Genomic DNA, 14,544 nt, shown 5'->3' with positions numbered 1-14,544 from the left:
TTAAACAAAGGGGGGCGGCGCTTCCCACCAAACCGCGCCGTCCCCCCCCCTGAGGGGCGGCTCCCAGAACCCGCCCCCCCCCGCCCCACCGCCCGTACGCGTGCGTGCGTCCGAGGACGGGCCGCCCCGTCTCACAGTCCGTTGACGCGGGCCATCCGTCCCCCCGGAGGGGCGAAGTCGGCGGTGAGCACCCGTCCGTTCCTGCGGCCGCCGCGGGAGTTCTGGCGTCGTACCTGGGCCATCAGCCGGCGGCTGCGCAGGGCCATCTCCAGCTCGAAGCGGGTGCGGGGGTCGCGCAGTCCGGGTCCGAAGAGCTTCTCGAGCTGCCGCATCCGGTAGCGCACCGTCTGCGGGTGCACGCTCAGCGCCTTGGCCGCCTCCGGGGCGCCGCCGCCCTCCAGCCAGGCGAGCAGCGTGACCTCCAGCCGCTCGCTCTGCCGCGGGGTGAGGTCGGCGAGCGGTTTGAGCCAGCGGGCGGCCAGGGCGTGCGCGAGGGGTTCGTCCTGGAGCAGCAGCAGGGTCGAGAGGTGGTCGTCGACGAAGACGGCCCGGGCGTCCAGGCCGCCGCGGTGCGGTGTCAGGGTCAGCAGGCGCAGCGCCCAGCGCATGGAGGAGGCCGTGTCGCGCAGCGGGACGGCGTGGCCGACGGCCGCGAACCGCCCGCGCAGCGGGAGCTCGAGGGCGGCGCGGGCGTCGGGTTCGGGGCTGGGCAGCAACAGGCACGGCCGGCCCGCGAACATGCCGGCGAGGGCGTCGTCGAGTACGGCGGCCAGCTGCTGGGTCTCGCCGGGGGTGGCCAGGGCGACGGCCCGTACGGCGGGCGGCAGGGGCCAGTGGGCTGCCTCGGCGAGTGCGCCGAGGGAGTTCTCGCACGGGGCGCGGTCGTCGGTGAGGGCCCGGAAGAGCTCCTGCCGCGCCCGCTCGGGCGGGGCGGCGGGATCCTGGCGGGGCGGATGGCCCGGGCCGGAGCCGGGGCCGCCGGCGGGGTCGTGGTCGCGCGCGGTCTCGCGTACGTGCTCCCGCACGTCGGCCCGGGCCTCCTCGACGCGGCCGTCGTGGCGGTCCTCGTCGGGAGCGGTGACGGGAGCCGGGACGGGGGGCGCGGCGGGTTCCGCGGCGGGGGGCGGGCACTGGGGGCCCCGTCCGCCCGCGTCGCGGTATCCGAGAGCGGAAAGAAGGGCTTCCTCCACCCTCAGCCTGAGCAGATCGTCATCGATGGCATCGTTGTCATCGACAAGTGCGGAAAATCCCGGAATTCCATGCAGAAGCTCCTCCACTATCTCCGCGGCCAGCGCGGGGAGTTCCCTGCGCAGGACACGGGTCCACTCTCCGCGCGGGCGGGACCAGATGCGGTTCAGAAGTTCGCACATCGTTTCCTCGTTCTTGCCGGGGTGAGGCCTGTCCGGTGCAGGGGTGACAGGCTCTCCAGGGTTGCCTGCCTCGCCAACCACCCTGTGTGCCAAGAGAGTTGCAGCCACCGCATCCCCTTCTGGAGGGTTCCGGCCACTTTGGGTCCCGCGGATTTGCCTTGTTTTTGCCGTCGGGGACGCATGGATGGCCGGCGATGCGGTGGCCTGTCACGACCTCCACTGGAGGGGAATCTTCCGGGGTTGTTCGATGCGCCGTAGACGCGGCGCGAGAAATTATCACGTTTCGATAAATCCTGTGGAGATGCTGCGCAGCTCCACGATGCTGCTGCACTCCGGCCCCCGAGCCCTTCGGCCGGCGCGGGAATTCACAGCGCTGCCGGCCGCCCCCGTCCCCAACCCCCGGGTGCCGAGCGCCAGGTGGACCGCTCGGAGCCCGGGTGCACAGGAGAACCGCATGCCCCTGCCCCAGCCGCACATACCCCGCTCCCACAGGGCCCGACGCAGGAGTCGCCACGCGGCGGAGGCCGCCGCGGCTCCGGCCGCCGGCCGGCGGGCCGCCCGGCGGCCCCCGCTGCTGCCCGCCCCCGGAAGGCTGCGCCCCAGCGCTCTGTGCGCCGCCGGCGCGGCCCTCGTCTCGTTCCTCGTGGCGGCCCGCGCGGGCGTCCTGACCCGCCTGTGGGAGTTCCTCGACTTCGGGGCGGGCGTGCTCTCGCTCGTCTGCCTGACCGCCACCGTCCTGTGGGGGCTGGTGGCAACCGACCGGGTGCTGCTCGGGTCAGGCCACCGGCTGCTGGCCCAGGGCGTGCACCGCGGCCTCGCCGTGGCCGGGCTGGGCTTCCTCGGCCTGCACATCTGGGTCAAGGTGGCCGAGCGGCAGGCGGACGCCGCCGCCGCCGTGGTGCCGTTCGCGGACCCGGACCGACCCGTCGTCATCGGCCTGGGCACCCTGGCCGGATATCTCTTCGTGGCCGTGGCGGTCTCCGGGGCCCTGCGTAGTGTGTTCGCCACCAAGAGCCGGTCCCTGTGGTGGCGGGCCCTGCACATCGGGGCCTATCCGGCATGGGGCGCGTCGCTGCTGCACGGGCTGAAGGCCGGCCGCGCCGCCGACACCTGGGTGACGGCGGCCTACGGGCTGTGCCTGGCCGGGGTCATCGGCCTGCTCTCCTTCCGCCTCCGGGCCCGCGGGCTCGGCGCCGCCTGGCGGCCCTCGGCCCCGCAGCGCACCGGGGCCGGGGACGCGCCCGCCCCGCCCGGCCGCGTCCGCCCGTTCTTCATCCAGGACGTGCCGCTCGCCGACCTGCTGGTGCGCCCCCGTACGAGCAGGGGTGCGGCTCCCGTTCCCCCGCCGCGCACGGCGCCGCCCGGGTCCGCGCCGTACGCGGGCGCCGCGGCGGGGCCCGGCGCCGGGCGGCGGGCCGGGCGGAGCGGCGACGTGGAGCGGTGGTCGTGAGCGGCTCCGCCCGTCCCGCCCTCGGCTGCGTGGGCACCCCCCGGCTGCTCGCCGGGCTCGACCGGGATCCACGGCTCGGCCGAGACGCCCATCTCGCGGCGCACGGGCCGCTGCCCCGTTCCACCCCGGAGGAACTCGCCGACCTGGCCGCCGACATCGACCTGCGGGGCCGCGGCGGGGCCGGTTTCCCCTTCGCCCGGAAGTTACGGGCCGTCATGGGCTCCGCCCGGGAGCGGGAGGGGCCGACGGCCGTCGTCGTCAACGGCAGTGAGGGCGAGCCGAGTTGCCTCAAGGACACCGCCCTGCTGCTGCACGCCCCGCACCTGGTGCTCGACGGCGCGCTGCTGGCCGCCGCCGCGGTCGCCGCCCAGGAGGTGGTGGTGGCCGTCACCCGGGCGGACGTGGAGCGCTCGGTACGCGACGCCGTCGCCGAACGCGGCCCGGGCGGACGCCGGGTCCGCGTGTCACGGCTGCCCGAGCGTTTCGTGACGGGCGAGGGAACGGCCCTGGTGGGCGGGCTGAACGGCGGCGCGGCCCTGCCGTCGGGGCGACGGGTGCGGACCAGCGAACGGGGTCTGGGCGGGGTGCCGACGCTGCTGTCGAACACCGAGACCTACGCCCAGCTCGCCGTCGCCGCCCGGATGGGAGCCTCCGGCTACCGGACGGCCGGCCTGCCCTCCGAGCCGGGCACCGTGCTGCTGACCGTCGCCGGCCACACGGTGGTCGAGACCCCGACGGGGACCTCGCTGGCGTACGTCCTCGACCTGTGCGGCACCCGCACCGGCCAGGGCGTACTGGTCGGCGGGTACCACGGGCGCTGGCTGGACCCGGGGGCGGCCCGCTCGGCGGACGTGTCCCGGGGGTCCCTGTCCGCCTTCGGCGCGGTGCTGGGGGCGGGGGCGGTGCTGCCGCTTCCCGAGGACACCTGCCCGGCCGGGGAGGTCGCGCGGGTGACGCGCTGGATGGCGCAGGAGTCGGCCGGGCAGTGCGGGCCCTGCGTACGGGGACTGCCCGCGCTGGCCGACGTGCTCGAGGACGCCGTACGGGGCGGGGGGCGCGGTGCGCTCGACGCCGTGGAGGCGCGGCTGAGAGCCGTGCGGGGCCGCGGCGCGTGCAGCCACCCCGACGGCACCTCGCACTTCGTGGCCTCCGCGCTGGCCGCCTTCCCGGAGGAGTTCCGCGACCACGCCCTCGGCAGCGGCTGCGGGCGGCGGACCGTGGGGGCACTGCCGTTGCCCCGGGGCGAGAGCCCCCCGGAGCGGCTGGTGGTGGACTGGACCCTGTGCAAGGGGCACGGGCTGTGCGTGGACGTCCTCCCCGAGGTCGTACGGCTGGACGCGGACGGCTACCCGGCGGAGGCGTCGATGCCGGTGCCGGATCCGCTGCGGCCCAAGGCACTGCGGGCGGTGCGGCGCTGTCCCGCGCTCGCGCTGCGCATCCAGGAATGAGCGGGCGCACGTGCGCGGAACGCTTCCGAGTTCATTCTTGGCGCGATCTGACAAATTCCCGCGGACATCGGCTCCGGCGGCATTTCGCCCCGTATCAATGACCCAGGAAACGAGCACCACGGGACCGAATCCCAAGGAGAGATCGTGAAGACAATGCGCCGGGAGAAAATCGCCGGGTCGGCGATGGCGGTACTGCTGCTGACGGCCGGTTGCGGCGTCGCCGACAAACCCGCGTCGAAGGCGAACGCGGTCCAGCCCGCGGGATCCGGAAAGCAGCTCGGCGCGTACGGATCCGACGGCGGTCCGGGATACGGACCGGGATCCGGAGCCGGCGAGGGAGCCGGCGCCGGCGAGGGATCCGGAGCCGCACCGGCGGCCGGTACGGGGCAGAACGGTCCCGCCGGGCAGCTCCAGGTGCGGGAGACGGCGAACGTGGGCTCCGGCGTCACCGACGGCGAGGGGTTCACCCTCTACCGCTTCGACAAGGACACCGCCAAGCCGCCCAGGTCCAACTGCGAGGGCGACTGCGCCAAGGCCTGGCCGGTGGTCCCCGCGGACGGGGCCTCGGCGGGGGCGGGCATGGACGCGGCCCTGCTCGGTGCCGTCACCCGGGCCGACGGCACCAGGCAGCTGACGGTCGGGGGCTGGCCGGTGTACCGCTACGCCAAGGACACCAAGGCCGGGGACGCCCTCGGTGAGGGCGTCGGCGGCACCTGGCACGTCCTGGGACCCGACGGGAAACCGGCCGGTGCCGCGAAGACCCCGGGGACGGGGGGACACGGAATGGAGAAGGAGGGAGGAAAGGGAACCGAGGAAGAGGCGAAAGCCGCCGCGCTTTCGGTCCGGCAGGATTCCCGGCTCGGCACGATCGCCCAGAACGCGGAAGGCTGGACCCTCTACCGTTTCGACAAGGACAGCGCCTGGCCGATGAAAATCGGCTGCGTCGATTCCTGCACGGACAGCTGGAAGCCCGCCGGACCCGTCGACGCGTCCCGGGTGTCGGGAATCGACGCGAAACTGGTCGGCTCGGTGAAAAGGCCCGACGGCACGGAGCAATTGACGATCGACTGCTGGCCGGTCTACACGTTCACCGGTGACAAGGCGCCCGGAGACGTCAACGGGCACGGCAAGCAGGGACTGTGGTGGGCCGTCACCGACAAGGGGAAGAAGGCCGGGGCCGCCGGCTGAGCCGGCCGGCCCGCGACACCCGAGAGCCGTGGTGCCCGGCCCCCTCCCCTCCCCGCCGGGCACCACACCCCTCCTCCCGCCGCTCCCCCGTCAGTCAGTGAGGTCGCCATGCCCCTGTACGACCGCCGAAGCCGCCGCGTCCTCGCGGCCGGTGCCGCGCTGTGCGGTGCGCTGCTGACGGGGGGCTGCGCCGGAGGTCCGCCCGGGCACGGCGGCGCGGCGGCCCACGCGGAGCACCCGGGCGACGGCCCGCCGGGGAGGACCGCCACGGTGGAGGAACTCGCCGCCGCCCTCGGCTGCACCGCCGAGGTGAGCACGGAGGCCGACGAACTGCGCCAGGGGGCCTGTTCCACCGGCCGGGGCGCCTACCGCCTGACCACCTTCGCCGCCGAGCGGGGGCTGCGGTCCTGGCTGGCCGAGACCCGGGTGTACGGCGGCGTCTACCTGGTCGGGAACCGGTGGGTGGTCACCGCGCCGTCGGCGGACGCCCTGGCCGCGCTCCGCGAACGCCTCGGCGGCACGCTGGAGTCCGGCACGGAGCACTCCGGGCACTGACCCGCGGGGGCCGCCGGTGCGCCGGGAGCCCTTCAACGGGCTCGGCGCGTCGGCCAGTTGTCCGGATCTTCCTCGTTCGCGAGGTGCACGAAGACGTACGAGAGCCGCCCTGAGGGATGATTCGCCCCGCCGCCGGCTTAGCCCAAGGTGGGCAGGGACCGCCCCCTCTCCGAAAGGAACGGCTCTCCGTGCGCATGAAACGGCTCGCGCCCCTGCTCGCCACCGCCGGCCTCCTCGCCACCTCCGTCCCCCTGCTCTCCGCCACCCAGGCGGCCGCCGCCCCCGGCCCCGGCGACTACCGGCCGCGGCAGCCCTCCTGGCACCGCTGCAGCCCGGACCAGCCGGCCGCGTACGAGTGCGCCACCCTCACGGTGCCGCTCGACTACCAGCGGCCCCGCGGCCGGACCATCGACCTCGCGATATCCCGGGTCAAGAGCCAGAACCCGGCCAAGCGGCACGGGGTCATGCTCCTGAATCCCGGCGGTCCCGGCGGCCCGGGGCTCGATCTGCCTCTGATGATGGACCAGGCGATGCCCAAGGAGGTCAAGGAGCGGTACGACCTGATCGGCTTCGACCCGCGGGGCGTCGGGGCCAGCAGCCCGATCAGCTGCGGGCTGAACGACGCGGAACAGAACTTCCAGCGCCCGTACCGGCCCGAGACCTTCGCCTCCGACGTCACCTGGGCGCGGACCGTCGCGGACAAGTGCCGGGAGAAGGCCGGTTCGGTGCTCCCGTACATCACCACCCGCAACACGGCCCGCGACATGGACGCGATCCGCCAGGCCCTGGGCGAGCGGAAGATCTCCTACGTGGGGTACTCGTACGGCACGTACCTCGGCGCGGTCTACACGCAGATGTTCCCGTCCCGGACCGACCGCTTCGTCCTGGACAGCGGGGTCGACCCGCAGCGGCTGTGGCGCGGCATGTTCCAGGTCTGGGCCACGGAGGCCGGGCCGGCCTTCGACCGCTGGGCGCGGTGGACGGCGGAGCGTGATGCCGAGTACCGGCTGGGGGCGACGCCGGAGGCGGTGTCGGCGGCGTTCTGGGGACTGGTGGCCCGGGCCGACCGGGAACCGGTCGAGTACCAGGGCATGAAACTGACGGGTGACGACATCCGTACGATGCGCCCGCTGTTCTTCTCCCCGCAGCAGGCCGCTCCCTTCGTCAGCGCGCTCAAGGCGGCCGCCGAGGGCGTCCCGCAGCCCGCCGGCCTGTCGGTGCCGGACCCGAGGAAGGTGCTGCGCGCGGCGGACCCGGCGTCCGACAACGGCACGGCCGTCTTCTGGTCCGTCGTGTGCGGGGACACCGATTCCTGGCCGCGCGATCCCCGTCAGTACGCGCGGGAGGCGGCGCGGGACAAGGCCCGGTACCCGCTGTACGGGGACTTCGCCTCCAACATCAAGCCCTGTGCCTTCTGGCAGCGGCCCGCCGAGGCGGCCACGCCGATGAGGACCCGGGCGGACGTGCTGACCGTGCAGAACGAGTGGGATTCGCAGACCCCGCTGGTCAGCGGGCAGGGCCTGCACCGGGCGCTGACGGGTTCGCGGATGGTCCTGGCGATGGGCGGTGAGGGGCACAGCGTGTACCTGGCCGAGCCCAACTCGTGCGTCAACGCCCCGGTCAGCTCCTACCTGTCGACGGGCCGGCTGCCCGCCCGGGACGTGACCTGCCGGTCGGTCCCGGCCCCGGCGCAGCGCCAGGACGTCCGGCCGTCTCCGGTGTCGCCGCTGCCGTTCCCGGCCGGCCCCCTGCGGTTCTGACGGCGGCCCCGCCGCGCGGCCGGCCCGCGCGCGTTCCGCCGTACGGAACGCGGGCGGGGGCCGCGCGGGCGGGGACCGGGCCCCGGCGTCAGGCGCGGCAGCGCAGCATGGTCAGCGGGGGGTTGGCCGCGAAGTCGGCCCAGAACTCCTCGCCGTACTCGCGCAGGCCGGCCTCGGAGATCTCCAGGGGGACCCAGGTCAGCTCGGTGAAGCCGGCCGCCCGCAGCGAGTTCTCGTAGACCTCGCGGCGGGGCGGGTGGACGGTGAACGAGATCGGCGGGTCGAGGAGCGCGGTGACCCTGGTGTGGGGCCCGATCTCGTTCTCCCCTCCGACGGCCTCGCAGGTGAAGCCGTACTTGGCCAGGGACGGACCGTCGAAGCGGAAGTCAGGGTTCTGGCCGAAGAGGAAGAACTCGGCCCCCTTCGCGAGACTGCGGTGGACGGCGCGGCACATCCGCTCGATGGTGGCGACGCCGTCGGCGTAGTTGAACGCCTGGACCGCGACACCGATGTCGAACGGCTCGTCGAACGCGCGCAGTTCGGCGATGTCCCCCACCTCGTAGGAGATGCCCAGCGGCTCCTTGGCCTCGATGGACCGGGCGGCGGCGATCATCTCGCCGGAGATGTCGACGCCGAAGACCTCGGACGCGCCTCGGCGCTTGAACTCCCGGCTGTAGAAGCCGGTTCCGCAGGCCAGGTCGAGGACGGACCTGTCCTTCACGTCACCGACGAGGGCGAGGAAGCCGGGGACCTCCCCGTACCGCGCGAGGGGGAGGGTCTTGAAGCCCTCGAACGCCTCGCCGATCTCGTCGTACAGCTGACCACTCATCGCACTGCTCCCCGTGTTCACGGGCGGCGGCCCTTCCCGCGGGCCGCGGCCTCTGACGGAGAGTCTCCACTCTGGCCGGCGGGGCGCCGTACTGGCGGAAAACACGAATACCCGATGTCTTCGTGCTCGTATCGAATGACGTCAGCCGAGCAGGGCGTAGACGGTGGAGGCCTTCGCCGCCGGGTCATCGGCGCCCTCGGGGGTCATGGTGATGTCGGCGAAGGCCATGCGCCTGCCGAGTTTGGTCACGCGTACGTCGATCAGTACGTCGGCGCCGGTCACCGGACGCTGGAAGCTCGTCGACTGCTGGACCGTGGTCATCGGACCGTACGCCCCGCGCGCGGCGCAGACCGCGATGACGGTGGCGGTGTCGGCCGCGGCCATCAGGGCCTGGCCGCAGAGGCCGCCGCCGTCCCGGGCCAGGGAGTCCGACCAGGGCAGCCGCAGGACCGCGTGCCGCTCGCCGGTCTCCTCGACCCTGAGGCCGAGGGCGAGCACCCAGGGGGCGAAGTTGTCGGTGAGGATCTTGTCCGTGTCTGCCGGTGTCAACGTCACCCGCCGATTGTGGCGGCCCGGTGCGGGCCGCCACAACTCCCCCGCGGGGGCGGCCTCAGAAGCCGGCGGCCAGTTCGGTGCCCTGGCGGATGGCGCGCTTGGCGTCGAGTTCGGCGGCGACGTCGGCGCCGCCGATGAGGTGCGCCTCGATGCCTTCGGCGCGCAGCGCCTCGTACAGGTCGCGGCGCGGCTCCTGGCCGGTGCACAGGACGACCGTGTCGGCGGGCACGAGACGCGGTTCGCCGTCGACGGTGATGTGCAGGCCCTCCTCGTCGATCCGCTCGTACGTCGCGCCGGCGACGGAGACGACCCCGCGGTGCTTGAGTTCCGCGCGGTGGATCCAGCCGGTGGTGGTGCCGAGGCCGGCGCCGACCTTGGTGGTCTTGCGCTGGAGCAGGGTGACCCGGCGCGGCGTCGCGGGCCGCTCGGGGGCGGTGAGGCCCCCGGGGCCGGCGTACGCGGTGTCGACGCCCCAGTGCCGGAAGTAGACGTCGGGGTCCTGGGCGGCGCCCTCTCCGCTGTCGGTGAGGTATTCGGCGACGTCGAAGCCGATGCCGCCGGCGCCGACGACGGCCACGCGTTCGCCGACGGGGGCACCGTCGCGCAGGACGTCGAGGTAGCTGACGACGTTGTCCCGGTCCACGCCCTCGATGGCCGGGGTGCGGGGGGTGACGCCGGTGGCGACGACGACCTCGTCGTAGCCGCGCAGGGCCTCGACGTCGGCGCGGGTGTCCAGCCGGACGTCGATGTCGTGTGCGGCGAGCTGGGTGCCGAAGTAGCGGATGGTCTCCTCGAACTCCTCCTTGCCGGGGATGCGGCGGGCCACGTCGAGCTGGCCGCCGATGTGCCCGGAGGCCTCGAAGAGGGTGACGGCGTGGCCGCGTCCCGCCGCGGTGACCGCGCAGGCGAGGCCGGCCGGGCCGGCGCCGACGACCGCGACGCGCTTCTTCGTCCGGGTGGGCGACAGGACGAGTTCGGTCTCGTGGCAGGCGCGCGGGTTGACCAGGCAGCTGGTGATCTTGCCGCTGAAGGTGTGGTCGAGGCAGGCCTGGTTGCAGCCGATGCAGGTGTTGATGGTCTCCGAGCGGCCGGCCGCCGCCTTGGCGACGAAGTCGGCGTCGGCGAGGAAGGGGCGTGCGAGCGAGACCAGGTCGGCGCGGCCGTCGGCGAGGATCTCCTCGGCCTTCTCCGGGGTGTTGATGCGGTTGCTGGTGACGAGCGGCACGCTCACCGCGCCCATCAGCCGCTTGGTGACCCAGGTGTAGGCGCCGCGCGGGACGGAGGTGGCGATGGTGGGGATGCGGGCCTCGTGCCAGCCGATGCCGGTGTTGATGATGGTGGCGCCGGCCGCCTCGATCTCCTTGGCGAGGTGGACGACCTCGTCGAGGGTGGAGCCGCCGGGGATCAGGTCCAGCATCGAGAGCCGGTAGATCAGGATGAAGTCGTCGCCGAGGGCCGCGCGGGTGCGCCGGACGATCTCGAGCGGGAAGCGCACGCGGTTCTCGTACGCGCCGCCCCAGCGGTCGGTGCGCTTGTTGGTGGCGGCGGCGATGAACTCGTTGATCAGGTAGCCCTCGGAGCCCATGATCTCGACGCCGTCGTAGCCCGCGAGCCGGGCGAGGCGGGCGGCGCGGACGAAGTCCTCGATGGTGCGCTCGACCTCGGCGTCGGTCAGCTCGTTCGGGACGAAGGGGCTGATGGGGGCCTGGATGGCGCTGGGGGCGACGAGGTCCTTGTGGTAGGCGTAGCGGCCGAAGTGGAGGATCTGCATCGCGATCTTCCCGCCCTCGGCGTGGACCGCGTCGATGATCACCCGGTGTTCGGCGGCCTCCTCCTCGGTGGTGAGGCGGGAGCCGCCCTCGAAGGGGCGCCCGGCGTCGTTGGGCGAGATGCCGCCCGTGACGATCAGGCCGGCGCCGCCGCGGGCGCGCTCGGCGTAGAAGGCGGCGAGGCGCTCGAAGCCGTGCGCGTGCTCTTCGAGGCCGGTGTGCATCGACCCCATGATCACGCGGTTCGGCAGGGTGGTGAAGCCGAGGTCCAGGGGGCTCAGCAGGTGCGGGTACCGGCTCTGGGAACTCATGAGGGGGCGCCTCCTCGCGCGGGGGTGATGAACCTGTTCTAGCGAGGAGGGCCGGGTTTTGCAACTAAGTGCATAACCGAGCCGGGGTGCCGGAGCCCCGCGCGCCGGTGCCACGGGGCCCGGACGGAACGGGCTGTGGCGCAGTTCACGCGCGGAGAGGGCGGCGGACCGGGGCGGACGCGCACCGGGCGAACCCCCGGGAACGGCCCCGGGAGCCGCCCCGGACAGGCCCGGCTCCCCGGGCCTCACCCGCGCCGGAGGCGGACCGTCACGATCTGGAACGGCCTCAGGCTGAGGGGCACCCCGCCGTCCGGGGCGGGCGTGCCCACCGCCGTACCCGCCAGCGGGCGCTCCAGCAGGTCGCTCTCGACCGCCGCCGCGACCGGGAAGCCCGGCGAGAGCGTGGCCCGTGCGCGGCCGCCCCGCGATTCGTAGAGCCGCACGACCACGTCCCCGCTGCGGTCCTCCGCGAGCTTGACCGCCTCCACCACCACCGCGTCGGCGTCGACGGCCAGCAGCGGGGCGACCGGGCCCGCGCCGGGCAGGACCCGTTCGGGCAGGTTGAAGGCGTGCCCCTCGCGCACCGCGTCCCCGATGTCCGCGCCGGGCGCGAGGGCGAAACGCAGGGTGTGCCGGCCCTGGTCGGTCTCCGGGTCCGGGTAGCGGGGGGCGCGCAGCAGGGAGAGGCGGACGGTGGTGGTCTGGCCGCCGTCCGCCCGGATCCGGCGGGTGACGTCGTGCCCGTACGTGGAGTCGTTGAGCAGCGCCACGCCCCATCCGGGTTCCCCGGCGTGGATCCAGCGGTGCGCGCAGATCTCGAACTTGGCCGCCTCCCAGGAGGTGTTGGTGTGGGTGGCGCGGTGGACGTGCCCGAACTGCGTCTCGGAGGCGGTCCGCTCGGCCTTGACGTCCAGCGGGAAGGCGGCCTTGAGGAACTTCTCCGTCTCGTGCCAGTCCACGTCCGTGGTGATGTCCACGGTCTTCGCCCCGGCCCGCAGGGTCACGGCCTGGGTGACGGCGGAGGAGCCGAAGGAGCGGGTGACCGTGACGGTGCAGGAGTGCGGCTCCCGCTCGGTGACCTCCAGGGAGTCGAGGGCGGTGAGGTCGGTGACCTTGTTGCGGTAGAAGGAGTCGATGTCCCAGGCGTCCCACATGTTCGGGAAGTCGGGGTGGATCTGGAGCAGGTTCGCCGCGCCGCCCGGGGCGAGCGCCTCGCGGCCGCCCTCCAGGTCGTACGCGGAGACGAGCAGCCCCCGCCCGTCGATCTCCACCAGCAGCCGCCCGTTGGCCAGGACGTGCCCGCCGCCGTGCCGCTCCTCCACCGTGACCGGCTGCCCGGCCGCCCGGGCCCGGCCCGCGCCGCCGGCCGGGACGCCGCGCCGCTCGTGGGGGGCGCAGTTGAAGACCAGTTCCTCCTCGCCCCGTCCCGCGAGGGCGGTCTGTGCCGCGAGGATGAGGGCGGTCAGCTCCTCGCGGACCCCCTCGTAGACCGCGCGGGCCTCGCGGTGCACCCAGGCGATGGAGGAGCCGGGCAGGATGTCGTGGAACTGGTGCAGCAGGACGGTCTTCCAGAGGCGCTCCAGGTCCTCGTACGGGTAGCGGAAGCCCGGGACGCGGACGGCGGCCGTCGCCGCCCACAGCTCCGCCTCGCGCAGCAGCGACTCGCTGCGCCGGTTGCCCTGCTTGGTGCGGGCCTGCGAGGTGTAGGTGCCGCGGTGGAGCTCCAGGTAGAGCTCGCCAGCCCAGACGGGCGCGTCCTCGTACTCGGCGCGCGCCTTCTCGAAGAAGGCGTCGGGCCGCTCGATCTCCACGCGCGGGGAGCCCTCGAGGTCCCGCTGGCGCCCGGCTCGGGCCAGCATCTCGCGGGTGGGGCCGCCACCGCCGTCGCCCCAGCCGAAGGGCACCAGGGAGCGTGAACCCCGGCCTTTCTCTCGGTAGTTGCGGGCGGCGTGGCCGAGCTGGGCGCCGCCGAGGTCGCTGTTGTAGGTGTCGACGGGCGGGAAGTGCGTGAAGACGCGGGTGCCGTCGATGCCCTCCCACCAGAAGGTGTGGTGCGGGAACGCGTTGACCTGGGACCAGCAGATCTTCTGGGTGAGGAACCACTGCGCGCCGGAGAGCCGGACGATCTGAGGCATCGCGGCGGTGTAGCCGAAGGAGTCGGGCAGCCAGACGTTCCTGGTCTCGATGCCGAACTCCTCCAGGAAGAACTTCTTGCCGTAGAGGAACTGGCGGGCCATGGCCTCCCCGCCGACCATGTTGGTGTCGGACTCCACCCACATGCCGCCCACGGGCACGAACTGCCCGTCGGCCACCTTCTTCTTGACGCGTTCGAAGAGTGCGGGCCGGTGCGTCCTGATCCAGTCGAACTGCTGGGCCTGCGACATGGCGAAGACGAACTCGGGGTGCTCGTCCATGAGGGCGAGCATGTTGGAGGTGGTGCGCGACACCTTGCGGACGGTCTCGCGCAGCGGCCACAGCCAGGCCGAGTCGATGTGGGAGTGCCCGACCGCGCTGATCCGGTGCGCGGAGGCGTGGGCGGGGGCGGCCAGCACCCCGGCGAGCCGGGCGCGGGCGGCCGCGGCGGTCCCGGCGACGTCCCCGAGGTCGATCTCGTCGAGGGCGGAGTCGACGGCGCGCAGGATCGCGTAGCGGCGTGCGTCGTCCTCGCCGAGCTGGGTCATCAGGTCGTGGAGGACGTCGAGGTCCTGTACGAGTTCCCAGACCTCGGTCTCGAAGACGGTGAGGTCCATCCGGGCGAGCCGGTAGAGGGGCCGGTCCCCGCTGGTGAGCCGGTCGCCCTCGTAGGTGGGGGCGTGCTCGACCAGGACCGGGTTGGAGGCGGCCTCGACGTACCACTCGATCCGCTCGCCGCCCGCCGCGGAGGCGGCCACGCGCACCCAGTCGTTGTACGGGTTGAGGGCCTTGACCTCGCCTCCGTCCGCACGGTGGACCAGTCCCTCGCACTGGAAGCCGGGCATCATCCGGTCGAAGCCGAGGTCGAGGACGGCCTCGACGGTACGGCCCGCCCAGTCGGCGGGCACGGTGCCGGTGACCCTGAACCAGGTGGTGCCCCAGGCCGGGCCCCAGGCGTCGCCGGCCGCGCACGGCGTGTACGGGGCGGCCAGCGCCTCGGCGACCGGGACGGGTTCGCCGGGGGCCTCCCAGCGCTCGATGGTGAGGGGGACGGGGCGGGAGTGGACGGCGGGCCGGATGCGCTCCTTGAGGACCCGGCGGAGACGGTGTTCGGTGATGCTGCGGTCGTCGTGCATGACGGCGGCTCCAGGAGGTCGTTCGGCGACGGGGACGGGA

Annotated in this window: 10 protein-coding genes; 5 read left to right on the top strand and 5 right to left on the bottom strand. The window is 73.8% G+C overall.

Annotated features, from left to right (window positions below):
• Positions 1 to 131 precede the first annotated feature (131 nt).
• The gene (locus tag ACZ514_RS02125) at positions 132 to 1,370 is read right to left on the bottom strand and encodes a PucR family transcriptional regulator (protein ID WP_468163098.1); all 1,239 of its coding nucleotides are present in this window, start codon (positions 1,368 to 1,370) and stop codon (positions 132 to 134) included.
• 454 nt (positions 1,371 to 1,824) lie between these two features.
• On the opposite strand from ACZ514_RS02125, the gene ACZ514_RS02120 reads away from it, so the two are divergent.
• The 5 genes from ACZ514_RS02120 (at position 1,825) to ACZ514_RS02100 (ending at position 7,771) form a co-directional block, all read left to right on the top strand.
• Positions 1,825 to 2,820: a hypothetical protein gene (locus ACZ514_RS02120; protein WP_469123847.1), complete on the top strand. Its 996-nt coding sequence runs from the start codon at positions 1,825 to 1,827 to the stop codon at positions 2,818 to 2,820.
• Complete coding sequence (locus ACZ514_RS02115; protein WP_469123846.1) at positions 2,817 to 4,268, top strand: NADH-ubiquinone oxidoreductase-F iron-sulfur binding region domain-containing protein; 1,452 nt, start codon at positions 2,817 to 2,819, stop codon at positions 4,266 to 4,268. The genes ACZ514_RS02120 and ACZ514_RS02115 overlap by 4 nt, the downstream gene beginning before the upstream one ends.
• Before the next feature lie 153 nt (positions 4,269 to 4,421).
• Positions 4,422 to 5,456, top strand: coding sequence for an SCO0930 family lipoprotein (locus ACZ514_RS02110; RefSeq protein WP_469124181.1), 1,035 nt, complete (start codon positions 4,422 to 4,424; stop codon positions 5,454 to 5,456).
• A gap of 108 nt (positions 5,457 to 5,564) precedes the next feature.
• The gene (locus ACZ514_RS02105) at positions 5,565 to 6,011 is read left to right on the top strand and encodes a hypothetical protein (RefSeq protein WP_469123845.1); all 447 of its coding nucleotides are present in this window, start codon (positions 5,565 to 5,567) and stop codon (positions 6,009 to 6,011) included.
• Between the two features lie 194 nt (positions 6,012 to 6,205).
• Positions 6,206 to 7,771, top strand: coding sequence for an alpha/beta hydrolase (locus tag ACZ514_RS02100; RefSeq protein WP_469124180.1), 1,566 nt, complete (start codon positions 6,206 to 6,208; stop codon positions 7,769 to 7,771).
• An 88-nt stretch (positions 7,772 to 7,859) separates the two neighbouring features.
• Here the strand turns inward: ACZ514_RS02100 and ACZ514_RS02095 are convergent, their stop codons facing one another.
• The 4 genes from ACZ514_RS02095 to ACZ514_RS02080 all read right to left on the bottom strand — a co-directional run bounded on the left by ACZ514_RS02095 (position 7,860) and on the right by ACZ514_RS02080 (position 14,504).
• Positions 7,860 to 8,600: a class I SAM-dependent methyltransferase gene (locus ACZ514_RS02095; protein ID WP_468695271.1), complete on the bottom strand. Its 741-nt coding sequence runs from the start codon at positions 8,598 to 8,600 to the stop codon at positions 7,860 to 7,862.
• Positions 8,601 to 8,741: 141 nt separating this feature from the next.
• The gene (locus ACZ514_RS02090; RefSeq protein ID WP_469123844.1) at positions 8,742 to 9,155 is read right to left on the bottom strand and encodes a PaaI family thioesterase; all 414 of its coding nucleotides are present in this window, start codon (positions 9,153 to 9,155) and stop codon (positions 8,742 to 8,744) included.
• Between the two features lie 55 nt (positions 9,156 to 9,210).
• On the bottom strand, positions 9,211 to 11,235 hold the full coding sequence (locus ACZ514_RS02085) for an oxidoreductase (protein ID WP_469123843.1): 2,025 nt from the start codon (positions 11,233 to 11,235) through the stop codon (positions 9,211 to 9,213).
• Positions 11,236 to 11,480: 245 nt separating this feature from the next.
• Positions 11,481 to 14,504, bottom strand: coding sequence for an alpha-mannosidase (locus ACZ514_RS02080; protein WP_469123842.1), 3,024 nt, complete (start codon positions 14,502 to 14,504; stop codon positions 11,481 to 11,483).
• Positions 14,505 to 14,544 lie beyond the last annotated feature (40 nt).

This window comes from Streptomyces sp. NPDC034086 (genome assembly GCF_055575515.1).
This window is presented reverse-complemented; position numbering and strand designations above follow the sequence as displayed.